Source organism: Priestia sp. Y58 (assembly GCF_029522095.1).
Classification (GTDB): domain Bacteria; phylum Bacillota; class Bacilli; order Bacillales; family Bacillaceae_H; genus Priestia; species Priestia megaterium_E.
This window is the reverse complement of record NZ_JAKWFL010000002.1, coordinates 113,847-132,366: the sequence shown is the minus strand read 5'-3', so window position 1 is coordinate 132,366 and position 18,520 is coordinate 113,847. Positions and strand designations below refer to the sequence as shown.

21 protein-coding genes are annotated in these 18,520 nt (G+C 37.6%); 11 read left to right on the top strand and 10 right to left on the bottom strand.

Features of this window, described 5'->3' with window-relative positions:
* Window positions 1–683: 683 nt before the first annotated feature.
* Complete coding sequence (locus tag MMB68_RS06400) at window positions 684–2,003, bottom strand: DUF2254 domain-containing protein (RefSeq protein ID WP_264407786.1); 1,320 nt, start codon at window positions 2,001–2,003, stop codon at window positions 684–686.
* Window positions 2,004–2,176: 173 nt separating this feature from the next.
* Between MMB68_RS06400 and MMB68_RS06395 the strand changes: the two genes are divergently transcribed.
* Window positions 2,177–2,623, top strand: a complete 447-nt coding sequence (locus MMB68_RS06395; RefSeq protein ID WP_264407784.1) for a DUF4385 domain-containing protein — start codon at window positions 2,177–2,179, stop codon at window positions 2,621–2,623.
* Here the strand turns inward: MMB68_RS06395 and MMB68_RS06390 are convergent, their stop codons facing one another.
* The gene (locus tag MMB68_RS06390; protein WP_221780332.1) at window positions 2,624–3,937 is read right to left on the bottom strand and encodes a hemolysin family protein; all 1,314 of its coding nucleotides are present in this window, start codon (window positions 3,935–3,937) and stop codon (window positions 2,624–2,626) included.
* A gap of 268 nt (window positions 3,938–4,205) precedes the next feature.
* Between MMB68_RS06390 and MMB68_RS06385 the strand changes: the two genes are divergently transcribed.
* Window positions 4,206–6,239: a Na+/H+ antiporter gene (locus MMB68_RS06385; RefSeq protein WP_221784856.1), complete on the top strand. Its 2,034-nt coding sequence runs from the start codon at window positions 4,206–4,208 to the stop codon at window positions 6,237–6,239.
* A 47-nt stretch (window positions 6,240–6,286) separates the two neighbouring features.
* Here MMB68_RS06385 and MMB68_RS06380 read toward each other — a convergent pair whose 3' ends face one another.
* Window positions 6,287–6,823, bottom strand: a complete 537-nt coding sequence (locus tag MMB68_RS06380; RefSeq protein ID WP_221784857.1) for a histidine phosphatase family protein — start codon at window positions 6,821–6,823, stop codon at window positions 6,287–6,289.
* A gap of 265 nt (window positions 6,824–7,088) precedes the next feature.
* Between MMB68_RS06380 and MMB68_RS06375 the strand changes: the two genes are divergently transcribed.
* On the top strand, window positions 7,089–7,970 hold the full coding sequence (locus tag MMB68_RS06375; protein ID WP_221784858.1) for a M23 family metallopeptidase: 882 nt from the start codon (window positions 7,089–7,091) through the stop codon (window positions 7,968–7,970).
* Window positions 7,971–8,000: 30 nt separating this feature from the next.
* Here MMB68_RS06375 and MMB68_RS06370 read toward each other — a convergent pair whose 3' ends face one another.
* Window positions 8,001–8,459 carry a hypothetical protein gene (locus tag MMB68_RS06370; RefSeq protein WP_221784859.1) on the bottom strand — a complete coding sequence of 153 codons (459 nt, stop codon included), beginning with the start codon at window positions 8,457–8,459 and terminating at the stop codon, window positions 8,001–8,003.
* Between MMB68_RS06370 and MMB68_RS27510 the strand changes: the two genes are divergently transcribed.
* Both MMB68_RS27510 and MMB68_RS06360 read left to right on the top strand, forming a co-directional pair.
* The gene (locus tag MMB68_RS27510; protein WP_372452269.1) at window positions 8,458–8,625 is read left to right on the top strand and encodes an SDR family oxidoreductase; all 168 of its coding nucleotides are present in this window, start codon (window positions 8,458–8,460) and stop codon (window positions 8,623–8,625) included. The two genes, MMB68_RS06370 and MMB68_RS27510, sit on opposite strands and share 2 nt — an antisense overlap.
* A gap of 62 nt (window positions 8,626–8,687) precedes the next feature.
* Complete coding sequence (locus MMB68_RS06360; RefSeq protein WP_221784860.1) at window positions 8,688–9,080, top strand: hypothetical protein; 393 nt, start codon at window positions 8,688–8,690, stop codon at window positions 9,078–9,080.
* Window positions 9,081–9,090: 10 nt separating this feature from the next.
* On the opposite strand, the gene MMB68_RS06355 is transcribed toward MMB68_RS06360, so the two are convergent.
* Window positions 9,091–9,321, bottom strand: coding sequence for a hypothetical protein (locus tag MMB68_RS06355; RefSeq protein WP_013057513.1), 231 nt, complete (start codon window positions 9,319–9,321; stop codon window positions 9,091–9,093).
* Between the two features lie 254 nt (window positions 9,322–9,575).
* Here MMB68_RS06355 and MMB68_RS06350 point away from each other — a divergent pair, with 254 nt between their 5' ends.
* A complete protein-coding gene (locus tag MMB68_RS06350) occupies window positions 9,576–10,088 on the top strand; it encodes a P-loop NTPase family protein (protein ID WP_264407779.1) in 513 nt (170 codons plus the stop codon).
* Between the two features lie 78 nt (window positions 10,089–10,166).
* Here the strand turns inward: MMB68_RS06350 and MMB68_RS06345 are convergent, their stop codons facing one another.
* A complete protein-coding gene (locus tag MMB68_RS06345; protein WP_264407777.1) occupies window positions 10,167–10,838 on the bottom strand; it encodes a glyoxalase in 672 nt (223 codons plus the stop codon).
* A 39-nt stretch (window positions 10,839–10,877) separates the two neighbouring features.
* The gene (locus MMB68_RS06340; RefSeq protein WP_221784863.1) at window positions 10,878–11,279 is read right to left on the bottom strand and encodes a hypothetical protein; all 402 of its coding nucleotides are present in this window, start codon (window positions 11,277–11,279) and stop codon (window positions 10,878–10,880) included.
* A 130-nt stretch (window positions 11,280–11,409) separates the two neighbouring features.
* Between MMB68_RS06340 and MMB68_RS06335 the strand changes: the two genes are divergently transcribed.
* Window positions 11,410–12,645, top strand: coding sequence for an MFS transporter (locus MMB68_RS06335; RefSeq protein ID WP_221784864.1), 1,236 nt, complete (start codon window positions 11,410–11,412; stop codon window positions 12,643–12,645).
* A complete protein-coding gene (locus tag MMB68_RS06330; protein ID WP_221784865.1) occupies window positions 12,642–13,094 on the top strand; it encodes a GNAT family N-acetyltransferase in 453 nt (150 codons plus the stop codon). The genes MMB68_RS06335 and MMB68_RS06330 overlap by 4 nt, the downstream gene beginning before the upstream one ends.
* A gap of 113 nt (window positions 13,095–13,207) precedes the next feature.
* Here MMB68_RS06330 and MMB68_RS06325 read toward each other — a convergent pair whose 3' ends face one another.
* Both MMB68_RS06325 and MMB68_RS06320 read right to left on the bottom strand, forming a co-directional pair.
* A complete protein-coding gene (locus MMB68_RS06325) occupies window positions 13,208–14,119 on the bottom strand; it encodes a DMT family transporter (RefSeq protein ID WP_013057507.1) in 912 nt (303 codons plus the stop codon).
* Window positions 14,120–14,286: 167 nt separating this feature from the next.
* Complete coding sequence (locus MMB68_RS06320; protein WP_221784866.1) at window positions 14,287–14,433, bottom strand: hypothetical protein; 147 nt, start codon at window positions 14,431–14,433, stop codon at window positions 14,287–14,289.
* A 208-nt stretch (window positions 14,434–14,641) separates the two neighbouring features.
* Here MMB68_RS06320 and MMB68_RS06315 point away from each other — a divergent pair, with 208 nt between their 5' ends.
* Both MMB68_RS06315 and MMB68_RS06310 read left to right on the top strand, forming a co-directional pair.
* Entirely contained in the window at window positions 14,642–15,532 is an 891-nt protein-coding gene (locus MMB68_RS06315; RefSeq protein WP_221784867.1) for a LysR family transcriptional regulator, read from the top strand.
* An 85-nt stretch (window positions 15,533–15,617) separates the two neighbouring features.
* Window positions 15,618–16,790: an iron-containing alcohol dehydrogenase gene (locus MMB68_RS06310; protein WP_221784868.1), complete on the top strand. Its 1,173-nt coding sequence runs from the start codon at window positions 15,618–15,620 to the stop codon at window positions 16,788–16,790.
* A 37-nt stretch (window positions 16,791–16,827) separates the two neighbouring features.
* Here the strand turns inward: MMB68_RS06310 and MMB68_RS06305 are convergent, their stop codons facing one another.
* A complete protein-coding gene (locus tag MMB68_RS06305; RefSeq protein ID WP_221784869.1) occupies window positions 16,828–17,160 on the bottom strand; it encodes a hypothetical protein in 333 nt (110 codons plus the stop codon).
* Between the two features lie 199 nt (window positions 17,161–17,359).
* On the opposite strand from MMB68_RS06305, the gene MMB68_RS06300 reads away from it, so the two are divergent.
* Window positions 17,360–18,397, top strand: a complete 1,038-nt coding sequence (locus tag MMB68_RS06300; protein WP_221784870.1) for an EAL domain-containing protein — start codon at window positions 17,360–17,362, stop codon at window positions 18,395–18,397.
* The last annotated feature ends 123 nt before the right edge of the window (window positions 18,398–18,520 follow it).

Genomic DNA, 18,520 nt, shown 5'->3' with positions numbered 1-18,520 from the left:
TCACTCCTTTTGTCAGTCAAGTACCATAAAATACTAGCATAAAATGTTCTAGTTTGCATTAGAGAAAAAGAACGTGAATTATACAATATGTGTAAAAAAACAGGCTTGAAGTAGTGAGAGATGAAGTATTCAAAGCGCTTCATGTAAAAAGATACATATCGTTGGATCCGTTGGAAGTGGAAAAACAATTCTTGCCCATTTATTATCCCATGAATTAAAAGTTCCTCACTACGAACTTGATAATATTATATGGGAACGAACATATGAAGGAGATAAAAGAAGAAGTGAAGAAGACAGAAAAAAGTATTTACATCATATTGCATCTTCAAAGGAATGGATTATAGAAGGTGTACACTATACGTGGGTAAATGAAAGTTTTAATGAAGCGGACCTTATTATTTTTCTTGATACCCATTATCTAAAAAGAATATGGTTTATTATCAAAAGGTATGTTCTGCAAAAAGCTAAAATAGAAAAAGTAAATTACGCACCGACGTTTTCTATTTTCATTAAAATGTTTCAGTAGAATGCGAATTTTGAAAAGCAAAGCAAACCTGAAATTTTGCATATCCTTCGTACGTCATATAACGATAAACTTATAATAGTGAAAAAGAGAGAAGAGATAGAGCACTTTATATCGTAAAAAAACGCCGCTCAGTTGATGAGCGGCGTTTTTTGTTTTTTTATTCTATCACCATAGAAGCGCCTTTTTTTTCACAAGCTTTTGCAAGGTTTTTGAGCAGCTGATTAAGAAACTCTTTGTCCATTTTAAGCCACTCTTGTTTTTGCAGCCCTTCTACGATATAGGAAGAAAAAAACCAGACGTCGTTTTTGATGGCAGAGCGATTTGTTTCAGCGATTACGGTTAATGCCTTAATGACGGCAGACATCACGGAAACATCTTCTTTTCCATAATGACGAATTTGATAGAACGCTTTGTACAAATAATCCGTAAAAGAAGGTTTTTCTAGCAGCACTCGAATACGTCCTTCTTCATCGCAATAATAAGGAGAAGAAGAATAGCTTTGTCCAAGTTTGATAAACACTTGCGTGAGCTGTTCAATGCAGTTAATGGCTGTTTCAGGATCATTAATAGCGGGTGAGATAGCTCTTAATGCAATTTCACTCAGCTTTTGGATCCCTAACTTCACATCTTGAATCGATTCTTGATCATTTGTAATAAACAAACAGTGAAGAAATTTTTCCTGATCTAACGATTGATTGTAATTGATCACCGTTAACAGGGGGGTATCCGCTTCTACATACTCGCCCGGTGCTTTTTCAAGTTTAACAATGACATTTGATCGGGTTGCTAGTGCTGTTAAATGGTTCAGTTCAATATATTGAATATAGCCTTGTTTGTTGCTTTTAATTTGCAGCGCCTCTTCACTATCAAAATTAAGCTGCTTTTCATTTTTTGAGTCAGGGGTCTTTTGTTGTTCTAGCCGTCGCTCTTCAATGGTAAGCATCGTTTTTTTTGCAATGTTTGAAATTAAATTTCCGACTTTAATCCAGTTAATGACGTGGTGAATCAAAAATACAAACATCCCTAGGCAAATGAATGCTACCACGATGGCTAATGAAGGAACAATAAAGGTATTGCTGACTTGGTTGCTGCGAACTTGAATGAGCAGTACAAGCACGTATACGTATCCACCGATAAAAGTACCAAGCACGCGCTGAGTTTTGGCATCTGTATTAAAATTTTGAATCGTTCTAGGAGAAAACTGACCTACAAACGTAGTCAGTACCACTAAAACAGAAGAAAAGGTAATCGTCGTCATCGTTAATAAGGAATTTGATACTGAACTCAAAATAGTATGAGCAAGCTCTTTATCCGTTAGAAACACGGAAGGAACTAATTTTAACCACTGTTTATGAGCTGTTAAATATCGATCTAAAAATGTACTAATAGTAGCTAAGACAAAAGCAATAATGCCGTATAAAGCAGGAGTGATCCAAAAATTAGCTTTTATTCGGTTTTGCTGTAGCTTTATTGACATAACGAAATCTCCCGTATCATGATTTAATAAGTTCGGACTTCTTTTAGTATGAAGAAAAAAGTTAGCCACACTTATCCACCTATTATTACCCGCACCTGCATGTGAAAAACTTCTTTAAGAAAAGTTTTATCATTCATTTGTAAAGGGTAGAGATCAAAAAGGAGGGGAGAGCCGTGGCATTTGATTATTCACTTGACTTTGAACATATCGATTTTAGAAAACATCCTGAAAAATATAGAGTAGGAAAAGGAGAACAAGGAGTTCTCCTTGTTGAGCCCTATAAAAGTGAAATTCTTCCTCATTGGCGTTTTCGAACACCAGAAATTGCTGAGGAATCCGCCGACGCCATCTATCAGCTTTTTTTAACCTACAAAGAAAAAAGCGATTTTGTTGGAATGGACATGGCCCGGAAATTTCTCCAAATGGGATACACGCGATCGAGGCGCTACGCGAACTACAAAGGCGGAAAGAAATACAACAAAGACGGAGAGCGGAACGAACGGCAAATTGATGAACAAAAAGCAGAATCGGCATCTATTTTTATGAAAAAATGGAAGGAGGTACGAGAGAATAAAGAGTATTTGCAAATGAAAAGAGAGCATCAAAAAAAGTACGGATAATTAGCTGGGATCCGTACTTTTTTCCTTTGTTATTTCAATTCGTTTAATATGGTGATGTTCAATATCAATGACTTTAAATGAAAAACTTTCGTTTTTGATGCTATCACCTTTAGCAAGATCAAACTTTTCGGTCAGCATCCAGCCGCCAATGGTATCAACATCTTCTTGTTCAATAGTTGTTCCGAGTAAATCATTTACTTCTTCAATCAACACCTTCGCATCTAGTACGTAGTGATTTTCATTAATTTTGTGTACGTCCGGTATTTCATCATCATCAAATTCATCACGAATTTCACCAACAATTTCTTCTAAAATATCTTCTACCGTTACAAGCCCTGTTGTTCCTCCGTACTCGTCTATTAAGATGGCCATGTGAATTCTGTCTTTTTGAATTTTAAGCAATAAGTCGTAAATGGCGATGGAATCAATAACTTGAATGATGGGTTTCATATACGTTTGCACGGTACGTGGTTTAATATCATCTTCTTTTATGTAATCTGCTAATATTTCTTTAATATTAACTAATCCCACCACTTGATCTTTGTTTCCATCTACAACTACTGGATAGCGAGTATATTGCTCTACTCTAGCCATTTTTAAGAATTCTTCTATCGTTTCATCTGCTGATACGCTAACAATTTCTGTACGAGGCACCATGATTTCTTTAGCCGTACGATTATCAAATTCAAAAATATTATTCATGAACTTAAACTCCGATTGATTAATTTCACCGCTCTCATAGCTTTCAGATAAAATAATTCTAAGCTCTTCTTCACTATGAGCTACTTCATTTTCAGAAGCTGGCTTCAGGCCAAATAATCCGACAACGCCTCTGGCTGAGTGGTTTAAAAGCCAAATAAACGGATAAAGTAACTTAGAAAAAAGAATAAGAGGACGGGAAAATAAAAGCGTCACTTGTTCGGCTTTTTGAATCGCCACTGTTTTGGGTGCAAGTTCCCCAGCTACCACATTTAAAAATGTGACAATCGAAAAAGCAAGAACAAAAGATATGACATGCGAAAGTGATGTAGCAAAAGGAAGCATGTCAATAAGCGGCTCTAATAAATGACCTACCGTAGGTTCACCTATCCAGCCTAAACCCAGTGCGGTAACCGTAATGCCCAGCTGTGTGGCTGAAAGATAACCATCTAAATTTGATACTACTTTTTTTGCTGCTAAAGCGTTCCGGTTTCCTTCTTCAATTAACTGGTCGATTCTAGTCGACCGTACCCTAATGACGGCAAATTCCGTTGCAACAAAAAAGGCTGTTAATATGATTAATACGATGAATAAGATGACATTTACTGTTTCCAAATTTATCTCCTTACCCCGTTGAAACGGATAAGGGAACACCTCCTTTATAAAAGTTTGATGAGCTGATTTATATGGTAAATAAAGAATATCATGTATACTGTTCCCTTAATCTCCGTAGAAATAAACTTACCGAAAAGAAAGAGCACTTTTTAATAACCCGCAACATTTTTTGGCAGAAAAAGCGTAAACTAAACACTATAAAATGAACGAAAAGAGATAACGTGAAACTTTAAAAGGATGTAAATAGAAGTAGGAGTCGATTGTTTTTATGGAATTTTTTCTGACGATATTAGTCTTATTGGCTTTGATTGGTCTATCTAATATCATTAATCATTTTGTACCATTTATTCCTGTTCCATTAGTTCAAATAGCTTTGGGAGCAGGGCTTGCTATCTTGCCATTTGGCGGAGATGTCCATTTGGAGCCTGAATTATTTTTTATTTTATTTATTGCCCCGCTATTATTTAATGACGGAAAAAACGTGTCAAGAGCTGCTCTTTGGAAGCTTCGTACACCTATTTTATTACTAGCGCTGGGACTGGTTTTTGTAACGGTGGCAGTAGGGGGATATCTAATCAATTGGCTCATTCCTTCCATTCCGTTACCGGCTGCATTTGCACTAGCCGCTATTTTGTCCCCAACAGATGTAGTGGCAGTTGGAGCTATGGCGAGTCGAGTAAAGCTGCCTAAGCGAATTATGCATTTGCTGGAAGGCGAAGGGCTGATGAATGATGCCTCTGGTCTTGTAGCGTTTCAAGTAGCAGTAGCTGCTACCGTAACGGGCGTCTTTTCGATAGTAGATGCTACATTTCAGTTCCTTTGGGTAGCGCTGGGCGGTTTGTTTGTAGGAGCATTTATCGCTTTTCTGATTATCAGACTGCGTGTACTTGTTCGACGTTTAGGAATGGAAGATATTACGATTCATATGTTAATACAAATTCTAACTCCATTTGTTGTCTTCTACATTGCTGAGCATTTTCATTTATCAGGAATCTTGGCAGTTGTAGCAGGCGGCATTGTGCATGCGATTGAGCGCGACCGAGAGGAATCACCTAACCAGCAGCTTAAAGTAGTATCAAAAAGTACTTGGACGGTTATTTTATATTTGTTAAATGGCTTGGTGTTTGTACTGCTTGGTCTGCAAATACCAAAAGTGGCGAAAGCAATTATTCAAGATCCAAACTTTAATAATGGACAAGTGCTTCTTTATATTTTGATTATTACTGTCTTTTTGCTTGTACTACGATTTATTTGGGTGATGGTGTCATGGTCAGTAGGCTGGTATTACAAAAATAACAAGCATCTAAAACCTGAGCCTCGGTCTATTGGCATTATTACGGTTTCAGGTGTACGAGGAGCTGTTACGTTAGCCGGAGCGTTTTCGATTCCATATACGCTTGATAACGGCAGTGATTTTCCGGAACGCTCTCTGATTATTTTTCTAGCAGCAGGCGTTATATTGTTAACCTTAGTTGCGGCAAGCATTCTTTTACCTGTTATTGCGAAAACAGAAAAGGCGCCGAAGAAGTCTGAGCGCAATACAAAAGAGGTTAAAGCACGCATCAAAGTGCACAAAGCTGCTATTCAGCGGTTAAAAAGAGAAATGACCGAGGAAAATCGTGGAGCAGCCCTTTCGTTAATTTCAACGTATAATACAACGATTAATAACATCATTGTTAAAACTCATCCTTTAGAAGCCTCTGAAAACAAACAGTATGAAGAAGAAATTCGATTGCTGGCTCTTCAGGCCAAGGGGAAATTGGTGGAAAAGCTATTAAAAGAGGAAAAAATAGACCGTGAGACAGCGTATATTTGTTTGGAACATACGCACAAGCTTGAAATGGCTGTAACCAATCGTGTAAGGTACAAATTATTGGTGAGCTGGATGAGGTTTAAAAAAGTTTTATTATTATTAGTCCGAATTTTTTCACCGAATAAGCAGGCTTTAAGAAAACAAAGTTTGCGAAGAAGAAGCAAAGTGAACAAAGTACGTATTCAAATGATGGAAGAAGCAATAAAGGTCATTAAAGAAAATATGAACGAAGAAAATCGAATGATTTCACTTGCTATTATTAGTGAATACCATAGATCCATGGCAAGACTTAGAAAAGAGAGTACGGAGTATAATTCACGCAAACGTAAAAAAGCAACGAGAGATTTATGTTATAAAGCGTTTCATACCGAGCGGGAAACGGTGCAAGAACTTTATGAAAAAGGAGAAATCACGCGTGAAATCGCTCATAATATCCGAAAAGATATCGCTTTGCGTGAAGCATTAACAATTGAAGAAAATGGTTATTAAAAAGTCGCAGAGAGTAGTCTCTGCGACTTTTTCAAGTAAGTTTCATTCTATTGCTTTTCAAAAAGATAAAGCTTTCCGTTAACAGCAATATCAAACCCAGGCCCTTTAAAGCCGCGTTTTATAAGTTCTTTACGCATAAACTTCATAATTCCTCCGTGGCTGACAATCAGCAAATCGTCTTCTGACTCGGAAATAGCGCGATCTAGCACTGCTGCTACTTTTCTCTTAGTCTCAGCCATATCTTTACGAGCTTGTTTGTTGATGAGTCCGGACATGCGAAACAGCAATACCCAGAGGATAAAAGGAAGTTTAAATTTTACTGGAATAATAGGCATAGGTATTTCTCTAAGTTCCGGAAGAAGAGTGATCTCTTGTTTATAAATATGCTTTGCCGTTTTGTGTGCTCGCGGCATATCGCTTGAAAAACAGCGTTTCCATTGGATATTATTCAAATCAGTCTCTCCATACGTAATATCTGATTCATCATATTCCTGAAACCAAGCCACTAGTTCATCGGTGGATAAGCGGTGGTTTTCTGGAAGCCCTTTGTTTACTTTGTAATGACGTACTAATGCTACTTTCATTGTATGATCTCCTCTTAAAAGCTAAGCGCCAAAAACACATACTCGGCGCAGCTTGATTTTCTTATTTAAAGTTATTTTCATCATGCTGCACCTCCTTTCAAATATTTGTAAAATAAGTATAAAATGGATTGAGAAAATTGTAAATACGGCATAGAAGAAGATTTTGAAATAGAATAGCTGGAAAATGAAACCTTTTTATAACGTAAAACGTATTACTTATAGATAATTCAAACAAATTGAAATACATATAAAAGGGTGGATTACAATGATGGATACAGAGAGAAAAGTGAACATCAGAGAAGAGTTTGGAACTTTATTTGCACAAGGGGACTTTAAGAAGCTTTATGATTGTGCAAGCGAAGAATTTAAACATCAAGTTTCGCTTCAGCAATTTTTGGAGCAGAGCAAATTGTTTAATCAAGGAGAACAGTTCTACAGACTAGAAACAAATCTCTATTTAACTCCTCAAATTGAGCAGTTTATTTGGTTAAATTCTACGCAGACAAAATTCATCAGCGTCATATTTGATGAACATAACATTATACAAGCACTTGTGATTGCTCCTATAGAATCATTTTCGGAAAGAGATCGATGGAGTACAAACAAATATACGATGCCGATTCAAAGCGAATGGTTTGTCTATTGGGGAGGAAAGCATGAGGTGTTGAACTATCATCATCCAGTCGAAAACCAAAGGTATGCGTATGATTTAGTCGTGCGAAAAGGAAAGCAAAGCTATAAAAATGATGGAATGAAAAACGAAGATTACTATGCCTATGGAAAAAAAGTTGTAGCGCCGCTTGAAGGAGTCGTTATCACAGCAGTTGATGATCAAGAAGATAATGAAATTGGACACACGAATAAAAAGAGGCCTTTAGGAAATCACGTTATCGTTGAGCATGAAGGAAAAGAATACAGTGTGCTTGCACATTTGAAGAAAGGATCGGTTTCTGTGAAAAAAGGAGACGTGGTTCGTAAAGGAACGCTGCTCGGAAGGTGTGGAAATTCTGGGAATTCATCCGAACCCCACATTCATTTTCACGTCATGGATGCCGCTGACATCGAAACGTCAAAAAGTTTGCGAATTCAATTTCATGCGGCTGTTGAACCGATTCGCGGAGATACGGTTATTCCATTTTTTTATTGATTAAAAAGCCATAGCGTTTGCTGTGGCTTTTTATGCAGGGATTTCCTCAAATATAAAGTCAAGCAGCCGTTGAAACAAGTAAAGGATAATGGCTACAGTAGTCATGACAAGGAAAAGCCCAAAATGACTGATATCATACAGATTATAAAGCCCGATTTTAGCGAGAAAAGGAACAATAACATAACCATGAATCAAATCCAAAATCACGTTAACAATTATGTACAAGATAAACCCGGGATACGTAAGGTAAAAGACAAAGATCGTAATCACAATATGAAGGCAATAAATCGTTGCTCCCATGCTAGTAAGAAAAAATACGTTTTCTTGAACCGTCCACCAGTGCATTTTTTCCGCTACTTGATAGGCGATTGTCATCATTAATGCAGCAAATAACCCTACAGTAAAAAATCGTTTAACACGCTGTTTATCAAGCAGCAGCAGTAAAAACCATGGAATAACAAGAATCCCCCATAATATAATTTGATTCATTCATCTTCCCACCTTTTATTTATCAGTAGTTATTAGTGTAAGAAAGAATTGTAAAAATATACATTTAGATGATTTTAAAGGGGCGGTTGTCTTTTTAGCATCTGATGCATCTGCTTATATTCATGGGCACTTACTTGCTGTAGACGGAGGCTGGCTAGGAAGATAACGCATGAATAAACGAATTTTTTCATATCATGAACAAACTTAATTAAAAGGAGCGTTCGTGGTATGAAAAGGTGGATGTTAAATGCGGGTATTGTTGTCACAGTGCTTATAACTGCTTGGGTGGTGTATACAAAGCCTGAAGAGAAAGAGATTTCGCTATTTTCTTACAATCAGCCTTCTATAGTTGTTCAAAAAGAAAGCACCGACTTTGAAAAAGAGTTAAAATCAGCTTTGACGCAGCATGGTTTTCAAGAAGTTAGGGTGCTGAACAACTATGCAGAAGCTCAAATTCTGGTTCTTCTGCCCCGCGAACACCTTTCTTCCCACAAGAAAAGGGAAATTCAGCAAATGGTAAATCAAGTTGCCAAACAGTATCACGTTAATCCTGATGTAGTTAATGTTCAGTTATATGAAAAAAGTAAAAAGCCTTTTATCAAGGGAACTCCCCCTCGATAAAAGGCTTTTTTTACTCTTTTTTCTTCTCTTGTTCAGCGAGCTCTTCTTGTCTTTTAAAATGTGATTTTCCTAACGCATACACAAAACTAAAAAACAAAGGAAGTAAAATAGTCAGCAGCACAAGACGGGTAAGCATATCGCCCAGATCATTTCTCGTTAAGTAAATATTAATAGCTGCAATGACAATATAAATAAAAATACCGAGGTTTCGTAAAAATCTCTTTAGCATAGATGCATTCATTTTTTTCACCTTACTTTTATATACTCACATTTAAGGTAAAGGAAACGATTCATAAAAGCAACCTATTTACTACAAAGCAAGAAGGAATATAGGAATTTATAATGAATGTTTATATGTTATCTGAAAACTACGGAAATAAAGACGCTAACATGAAGCTGCTTTACACAGCAGTCCGTTTTGATTACACCGAGTCAGCTACAAACAGTTGCCTTCTCTTCAATTAGCTTTAGTTTTTAAAAAGGTAAGGTGATGAGATGAAAAGAGTGCTGGTAATGGGCGTTTCTCCAGGAGTAGGAAAGTCCACATTTGCCAAGAAATTAGGGGAAAAGCTTGATCTAGAAGTATATCATTTAGACAGCCTGTATTGGAAGCCGGGCTGGACGGAAAGAGACAATGATAGCTTTAGAGAATTGCAGGAGCACATTGTAAAAAAAGACAGCTGGATTATCGACGGGAACTACAGAAATTCGTATGATATTCGAGTGAAGCGTGCAGATACCATTATTTATTTAGAGCTGCCGCTAATCGTTTGTGTGTACCGAGTAATAAAGCGGAGGATTGTATATGCAAGAAAAACGCGTGAAGATATGGCAAAAGGATGCCCTGAAAAAGTAGATTGGTCATTTTTTACGTTTATTCTTACTACGTATCGAGAACGGCAAAAAAAGATGAGAAACCGGTTTAAAAAGCTTAAAAATGATGAGGATTGCAAGGTTTTTATGCTGATGAACAGAAAGGACATCGAGAACTATATACAAAACCTATAGGGGGAGTATGTGCTGAATTTTGAACAAAAATAGCCACGTAACAAGTTCGCTTATTACGTGGCTTTATTAAAAAAACAATCATTCTTGCGTAATCTTCAACATTCCTTCTTCGTCCAGCGCAACTGTTAAAGAATGATTGACCTTCACCGTTAATGGATGAACTTCAGAGTCTCGGTCCGAAAAAAACCACCGTCTTTTAGGCGTCCCTACAAGAAAAAACGCACTGCCGCTCCCTAAAAAGTTAAAGGTCTCGTTTAATAGCCTGTTGTTGCGCACGGTGATACCGGAGTTAATAAGCTGTGTCCCTACAGAGCGGACATGAGGAGTTGTCAAGTTGATTTCTCCTATGCTTAAGAGCGACTTAGAAGAAAAGGGGTCCTTGGATGACGGGCAGTCCGAATGTCTTGAAATGTATTCGACAATATTATGAGCAGGGTCTTCAAAATAAAAGGAATGAGCATCAAATGCTTCAAAATAAATCTCATCTTTCTTCTCTTCTGTATTGAGGAAGACTCTCTGAGTAGCCCATTGCTTTGCTTCCATAAACCGGTTTGCTGGAACATTAAAAGCAAAATGGTAAAAGGGCTTTGTATGTAGAGAGCCTTCTTTAAAGGTTAGCTCACTTTCACCAACCTTGATGGAAAAAGAACGCGGTGAAGCGGCGGTTAATGGAAAATCGAGAGAATTTACATAAAAATCCTTCATTGTGTCCAATAAGTGGGTATACAGGACAGCTTGATTAATGATCATAAACCATTCCTCCTCGTTTAAGCGTTGTCTAAAATGGTATTACACAAATTTTTCGCTCTCTTTTTGATTACTGCTTTTCCAGTAAAGCTGAAAAGAGCCTTTATGCTCAGAGCCTACAAAATTAATACGATATCTCCTCGTTTTTTCAGGTGTTAAAGAAAGAGAGTTATTAGTCATTTCAAAAAATCGTGTCTGTTTTGGATCTTCTACGTACAGAAACAGGTCTCCGCTTTTGGTGTTTTTAGATAGCGTAAAAGCGTAGGTTACGCCTTTTTTGAGTTTAATGCTCCGGGAGTAGCGGCCCGTAAAACTGTCGTATTCGCCAAAGAAAACCTCACTTCGTTCCTTTTTTATTTTGCCTCCTATAATTTGATTTTCCTGACCGTTAAAGTTAATAAGTAAAAAAGCGATAAGAACAATAAGAAAACTATATTTAAACATAAAAACCTCCATCTACTAAATTATAGATAGTTTTGGATTTCGTCAAATAGTGTTATAGTTTAAAAGGGAAAAATTAACAAAAGGTGAATTATCTTTTTACATGTTACGTCTAACAGAAAGGAGGAAAGAATTGACACAGCGTTTTTATCTTTTAGCAGCAAGTCAAGTAACCGCAAATGTAGGTTTTGTTCTTTATACAATGGCCGTCACTTCTTATATAAAGGAAAACACCGGTTCAACAGCTCTTGCGTCGATGATTACGATGACGAGCTTACTTGCTCGGCTCCTTAGCGGCCTTAGCGTACCTTTACTAGCCGATACGTATAGATCCATTCACATTATGCGGTCTGTTCAAATGATGCAAATAGGGATGCTTGTTGGATTGTATGTGCTGCTTACACAAGAATTTACAGTCACAGTACTAACAATGGGTTTTATCATTGTTGGGATCATTTCTTTTTTTAACGGTTTTTTTACTATTTTTAAAACGTCGGTTGTCCGCAGCTTAGTAAGTGATAGTCAAAGAATGCAGGCGAATAGCTTGCTTTCAACAATTGATCAAACTTTTCTGTTTGCAGGGTGGTCGCTTGGTGGTTTCGTTTTGTCCTTAACGGGATCCACTCAGTCTCTATTTATAACGGCAGGTCTTCTATCGATCTCATTTGTTTGCTTACTGTTTATAAAAGAAGTCCATACATACAAACAAACCCAAAATCGAAGAGCGGCAAAACTAATGGAAGGATGGCGCTTTTTATGGATACATAAACGCATCAGAGCTCTCGTTATAATGGACATAATTGAATCACTCGTTGGAACCATTTGGATTGGAGCTATTACTCTTTCTTTTGTGAAAGAAGTGCTTGAAAAAGGAGAAGCGTGGTGGGGATATATAAACGGTGCGTATCATTTTGGAAGCATAGTCGGAGGAATTATTGTGTACCGAATGTCTTCTATGGTAAAAGGAAGGCTTTTGCTTTTTATGTTCTTAGGCTCAATTAGTTATGCTGTTTTAACCGGTTTTTACGGTCTAGTAACGAACCCGTATCTGGCTTTAGTACTCTTGATAATGATGGGTCCTGCCTATCAGCTTCGAGACGTAGCTCAGGAAACCATTTATCAAAATACCTGCAGCAATGGGATGCTTCCTAAAGTAATAGCGGCAAAATCAACTCTTGTACAGGCTGTGTTTATACTTTCCATCGCATTTGTCGGGACAGTAGCCGATCTGTTTGGGGTAAGGTTTGTGTATCTATTTTCAAGCTTCATTTTGCTATTGACAGCTCTAACAGGCATGGCAGCATTAATGTATAACAAGCATTCTATCGAAATAGACAAGACACCTGCTGAACGGAGAGGAGATATATGAGAATCATCAGGCTAACGTATCTTATGGAGCATGATATAAAAGAGCTGTTGATAGAAAGCCAGGAGGAAGGCTTTTTCTTTCTTACTAGGCTAGTAGCGGAGTATAAAAACGGGCAAAACGTATTTAACAAAACAGGCGAAAAATTGTGGGGAGTTTACGGTGAACAAAACAAATTAATTGGCGTAGCCGGCCTTAATCAAAATCCTTACAGCCAGTATGTTAACGCTGGAAGAGTAAGGAGGTTTTATGTTTCAGCTCAGTTTCGCAGAAGGGGTATAGGCAAACGACTTTTAAAAGAAATTATTCACTATGCAGAGAATTATTATGACAGTCTCGTTCTCTATACAGACACGGACGAAGCGAAGTTATTTTATGAACGAAACGGTTTTAAACGCGTATACAAGCAGCATAAAATCACTCATGAATATAAACTGAAAAATGTTCATTAATCAGCCTAAAAGATGTTTAATTCAATTAGGGTATTAAAATAGTATACTAATAACGCTCAGAAAAAATCTGAGCGTTATTAGTTACCATGCATCAATCGAACCCGTTACTCTTGTTAGTTTGCTTTTTTAAGTTTAAGAGCTGTTTTAGGAGCCGGGCTTTTTTTGACAATATATAAACCGCTAAAAATAATAAGTCCTCCAAGAAGCTGCATAGCATTGATGGTTTCTCCAATGGCTACAGCAGCAAAAACAACGGCAAACAAAGGAATAACATACATGTAAACCATTACTTTTGTAGAGCCAATTTTTCCAATTCCTACATACCACATCACCAGCCCGTACACCGTCACGAACAAAACAGAGTATGCCAGAGAACTCCAGCTGCCTATATCTGTTGGCCAGATAAGCGTTTGATAGGTGAAAAGACAGTAGACAGTAAGCGGAATAGCTCCGATTAAAGCAGACCAGGCAGTCACGCGCAAAGCAGAATATTTTACGACTAAAGGTTTTGCTAAAATCGGGTACCAGCCCCAAGCAATGGCTGCCACAATCCCCATGATGTTTCCAAACCATGCAAGCTGCGACAGGGCATGACTCGAGTGACCAAACAGCAGTACAAACGCAGCCCCGAAAAAAGCAAGCACAGAGCCTAGCTGTGTTTTTAACGAAAAAGCTTCATGCTTATATAATATAGCTAAGATTCCTGTGAAAATAGGAGACATCGAAATAAGTAAAGAAGCATTTGTAGCTGTCGTATACTTAACAGATACCATAAACAGCGTTTGATAGAGCGTAACGCCTACTATGCTGACCGCTATTAAACGTCCCCAGTCTTTTTTTTCGATACGAATGCCTCGCTCTATTATTCCTGTAATAAGTAAAAGAATAGGAGCAACCATTATAAAACGCAGTGCGCTAAATTGAATGGAAGACATATGAGCAACTCCAAATTTTCCGATTGTATAATTGGCTCCCCAAATTAACGCCACGGATAATAATATCCATTCCAGCCAGCCTTTTTTCATGTAATCACCTCGAGTAAGTATAGAAACTAAATAAGTACGAATATCCTTAGTTACAAAGTATACAGGAAGAAATTATGTAAAAGGCCAGCCAATTCAGCTAATTTTATCTCATCCACTTGTTTTTAATACAAACAAAAAAGCAGCTGCATTAGCTGCGTTCATGACTGTTATCCACATTGTTCTATCTCATCTAATCGCACAAGTTCGACTTTAAAAGCATGATCAATCGGTCGGATTTCACAGTATCCTGAATCATATACGTGAATTAGTACAAAGCGTTTGCCTTTATATAACACTTCTTTGTAGGCTGCCACGAGATACACCCTTTCTTTTCATAGGTTTGTTTTTCATTCTATGAACAAAAAACGGCGTAATTGCCTAATATAAAAATAATCTTTACAGTTGATAAAATTGCTTGGCAAAACGAGTTCGTTTATACTGTACTGTGATTCTAGTCTGATTACTAGAACAGCTTTAGCACAGATATAACGAAACAAACCAGCGGTACATAAGGAGCAGCACATGGATATTAATTATTTATATACATTTAAAGAAGTAGCGAAGTGGGGGAGCTATACACGAACGGGCGAGGAGTTAGGGTATGCTCAGTCAAGCGTTACCACTCATATAAAAAAATTAGAGGATCATTACGGTCAAAAACTATTTGAACGAACAGGACAAAAAATGAAGCTGACTCAGCCTGGTGAAGAATTGCTTTATTATGTGAATCAAGTAACTGAATTATTAAATGAAGCAAAAGAGCGTCTTACTACGAACGAAGATGCAAGAGGCACGGTTTCGATAGGAACCGTGGAGTCGCTGGCCGCTTATTTTATTACACCGTATATTAGGGAATTAAAAAAGCAGCACCCTTCTCTAAAGATTATGTTAGAAGCGGGTTTATGTCCAAATTTAACACAAGGAATTATTGACGGAAAGTATGACGTAGCCGTTTTGCTTGATCGCCTTCAAACCTCTTCAAGCTTAGAAGTGATTCCTATTCGAAAAGAAAACATGGTTATGATTGCTTCGTCTTCTCATTCTTTTAGTAAAAGAAACAGCGTTCTAATGGAAGAGTTTGAGGGAGAGACGATTATTTTAACTGAGAGCGGCTGCCCTTATCGCACGCTTTTAGAAGAGATGATGCGCAGCAGAGGTATTCATATGCAATCAGTGATTTCATTTAGCAGCCTCGAAGCGATTAAACAGTGCGTAGCGGATAACTTAGGTATTGCTCTTGTACCAGAAATAGCGGTAAAACAAGAGATTGAAAGTGGAAAACTGATTAAAATCCCGTTTGACCATGAAGAATTTTATCTTTATTCACAGCTCATATTCAAAAAGAAAAAATGGCTGACAGCACCTATTCAACAGTTTATTTCACTTGTACAAGAAGGTTATCAAAAATATTGATAATAGATATAGAGAATCTTCAATAATGATGAAGTTGTTTTCGTGCTACACTTTTTATAAGAAAAGAAAACTAGAGGTGTAGAACATGAATATATTTTTGCAGCACAATCCTACAAAATTATACTTTGGAAAAAATCAAATTACGAAGCTATCGCAAGAGCTTGCTTCTTATCATAAACAAGTAAAGGTTCTGTTAGTATACGGAGGAGGAAGCATCAAACGAAATGGCGTATACGACGAAGTGAAAGCTGAACTTCAGTCTATTGACGCAGTTGTTCACGAGCTGTCTGGTGTAGAACCGAACCCTCGTTTGACTACGGTTGCTAAAGGCGTTGACATATGTAAAAAAGAAAAAATTGATTTTCTCTTAGCTGTCGGGGGAGGAAGCGTGATCGACTGTACAAAAGCTATCGCAGTTGGAGCCGTGTATGAAGGGAATACATGGGACTTAATTACACGTAAAGAAGAGATTACAGGTGCTCTTCCTTTTGGAACGGTCTTAACACTTGCAGCAACAGGATCTGAAATGAATTCAACTTCTGTTATCACAAATTGGGAAACAAAAGAAAAGCTAGGTTGGACGTCTTCTCACGTATTTCCTGTCTTTTCTATCTTAGATCCGGCGTACACGTTTTCAGTGCCGCGCGACCAAACCGTCTATGGAATTGTTGATAGTATGTCGCATGCGCTTGAACACTATTTTCATCGCACGGAAAATACGCCGATGATCGACGGCTTTATTGAATCTTTACTAAGAACGGCTGTAAAAGAAGGTCCTAAGCTTCTTAAAGACCTGACTTCTTATAAGTATCGTGAAACGATGATGTATATCAGCACGACGGCATTTAACGGAAGCTTAGCAAATGGAACGGACGGGGGAGACTGGGCTACTCATCGTATTGAACATGCTCTGTCGGCCGTGTATGATATTCCCCACGGAGGCGGTCTTGCTATCTTGTTCCCTAACTGGCTGGAGCATGTCTTAAAAGAAGATCCTTCTCGTGTAAAACAATTGGCTGTAAACGTACTTGGTATTGATCCAGCGGGAAAAAGCGATGAAGAAACAGCAATGGAAGGAGCAAAAGCGCTTCGCACTTTCTGGAATGACTTAGGAGCCCCGAACAGCTTGCGTGACTATGATATTGATGACTCTGAATTTGATGCGATTGTTGAAAAGACCTTTGTAAAACCAGGTGTTGGAACTTATAAAGAGCTTGATCATGCAAGCGTTAGAGATATTCTAGAAAGATCCAAATAAAAAAGACGAGCTGTCTGCTCGTCTTTTTTATATGTACTCAATAATCCATTAGAAAGTAAAGAAAAAGAAAAAAGCACAGTAAGATGCCTCCTGCTCCTACCGCTATTTCCGAAAAGCCTTGAATAAACGTACTTTTAGGACTATCTCCGTCGTTTTGTAGATGAAATACACGTTTTCTTCTGCGCTCATGAACGATTACCAACAAACCAAAAGCAACCGATAATAAGGTAAAGAGCGGCACCACGATTAAAAACAGCTTGATAGAATACGCCCAGTACGATATATAGAGCGTATAATACATTGCTCCAGTACTTAAGGAAAAGAGTATTAAAGAAAATAAAAACCACTTCGTAAAACGGTTTTTGCTCATGTATGATTCACTTCCTTTTATCAGGTGCGTCTTATGATGTAGACAATAAAACACGTCTATCATTTTACCAAAACTTTTTGATACATTCTATTTTAGCGGAAAAATAGGGTTTGTAAGTTTCTTAAAAGTGGTATAGTTCCTAAGAACTATCCATGTATACATACAAAAAACTGATGATAAATGAGGGAGAAGATGAGCTATGGGGTGCGACGCGTGTCTGCCAATTAGGACAGGATATACGGTTTCTTTTCAGAAATCAAGCGATGTGAAGAAATTGGAAAAATACTTTAAAGATATTTCTCAAAACCAATGGAAGACTCTTGGAGAAGATATGGTCTGGATGAGGGAAGATATCTTTTGGAGTTTTATGGATTATGTTCATCAGCATCTAGACCCTCGGCATGTGTGGGCTGTAGAAGCAAAACAGCGGAGCCCGTTTGAAAACCTGCCGCGTATGGAGCCAATCACCGTTTTTCAAAAAATGAAAGATGCCTTGTGGATTGATGAGCTGATTGAAGACAAGCGAATTTGCTCATATTATCAGCCGATTGTATCGGTTAATCACGAACGCGTGCATATCGTTGGCCACGAAATTTTATCAAGAGGATTAGAAGAAGACGGAAGTATTATCCCGCCTTTTAAAATGTTTGAAGCTGCTCAAATAAGAAATAAAACCTTCGCTCTTGACCGAGCCTGCCGCTTAGAAGCTGTAAAAAATGCTAGTATTATTGATCGCCAGCTGATTTTTATTAACTTTATTCCTACAGCAATATATAATCCCGAGCATTGCTTGGCATCTACATTTGCGTTAATTCAAGAATTGAATATAAAACCCGAGCAAATAGTGTTTGAAGTGATTGAGACGGAGGATGTTCAAGATATTGAGCATTTAAAAAACATTTTGAATTATTATCGTTCCCACGGATTTAAATATGCTTTAGATGACGTAGGTGTTGGCTATAACACGCTGAAGAGGCTTTTAGAAGTGGAGCCTGACGTGGTGAAGTTAGCATTTGAATTCACAAACGGAGTTAGTAAAAATGAGAAACAGAAAAAAGTGGCCCAAGAGATGTTAGCTATCACCCATAAAATGGGGGCGAAGGCTCTTGCGGAAGGAGTAGAGACAGAAGAAGATTTAAAATGCCTGATAGAGATGGGATATGATTTGTTTCAAGGGTATTATTTTGCAAAGCCTCACCCTACTCCGGTAAAAGAGATTTATTCTATTTACGTTTAGTAGCGAAAAGCAGAAGAATAGAAGCTTCTGCTTTTTGTATGACTAAAGGTAAGAATATTTAAAAAATAAACAATTCACTTTTATTTTGCTAAACAGTTTACAGGAGAAGGGAAGTGCTATAAG

Excerpts from the sequence above, each read along its gene's own strand:
- MMB68_RS06400 (WP_264407786.1), bottom strand. The coding sequence starts at position 2,003 with ATGTCAATAAAGCTACAGCAAAACCGAATAAAAGCTAATTTTTGGATC.
- MMB68_RS06385 (WP_221784856.1), top strand. The coding sequence starts at position 4,206 with ATGGAATTTTTTCTGACGATATTAGTCTTATTGGCTTTGATTGGTCTA.
- MMB68_RS06380 (WP_221784857.1), bottom strand. The coding sequence starts at position 6,823 with ATGAAAGTAGCATTAGTACGTCATTACAAAGTAAACAAAGGGCTTCCA.
- MMB68_RS06375 (WP_221784858.1), top strand. The coding sequence starts at position 7,089 with ATGATGGATACAGAGAGAAAAGTGAACATCAGAGAAGAGTTTGGAACT.
- MMB68_RS06370 (WP_221784859.1), bottom strand. The coding sequence starts at position 8,459 with ATGAATCAAATTATATTATGGGGGATTCTTGTTATTCCATGGTTTTTA.
- MMB68_RS06360 (WP_221784860.1), top strand. The coding sequence starts at position 8,688 with ATGAAAAGGTGGATGTTAAATGCGGGTATTGTTGTCACAGTGCTTATA.
- MMB68_RS06355 (WP_013057513.1), bottom strand. The coding sequence starts at position 9,321 with ATGAATGCATCTATGCTAAAGAGATTTTTACGAAACCTCGGTATTTTT.
- MMB68_RS06350 (WP_264407779.1), top strand. The coding sequence starts at position 9,576 with ATGAAAAGAGTGCTGGTAATGGGCGTTTCTCCAGGAGTAGGAAAGTCC.
- MMB68_RS06345 (WP_264407777.1), bottom strand. The coding sequence starts at position 10,838 with ATGATCATTAATCAAGCTGTCCTGTATACCCACTTATTGGACACAATG.
- MMB68_RS06340 (WP_221784863.1), bottom strand. The coding sequence starts at position 11,279 with ATGTTTAAATATAGTTTTCTTATTGTTCTTATCGCTTTTTTACTTATT.
- MMB68_RS06330 (WP_221784865.1), top strand. The coding sequence starts at position 12,642 with ATGAGAATCATCAGGCTAACGTATCTTATGGAGCATGATATAAAAGAG.
- MMB68_RS06325 (WP_013057507.1), bottom strand. The coding sequence starts at position 14,119 with ATGAAAAAAGGCTGGCTGGAATGGATATTATTATCCGTGGCGTTAATT.
- MMB68_RS06315 (WP_221784867.1), top strand. The coding sequence starts at position 14,642 with ATGGATATTAATTATTTATATACATTTAAAGAAGTAGCGAAGTGGGGG.
- MMB68_RS06310 (WP_221784868.1), top strand. The coding sequence starts at position 15,618 with ATGAATATATTTTTGCAGCACAATCCTACAAAATTATACTTTGGAAAA.
- MMB68_RS06305 (WP_221784869.1), bottom strand. The coding sequence starts at position 17,160 with ATGAGCAAAAACCGTTTTACGAAGTGGTTTTTATTTTCTTTAATACTC.
- MMB68_RS06300 (WP_221784870.1), top strand. The coding sequence starts at position 17,360 with ATGGGGTGCGACGCGTGTCTGCCAATTAGGACAGGATATACGGTTTCT.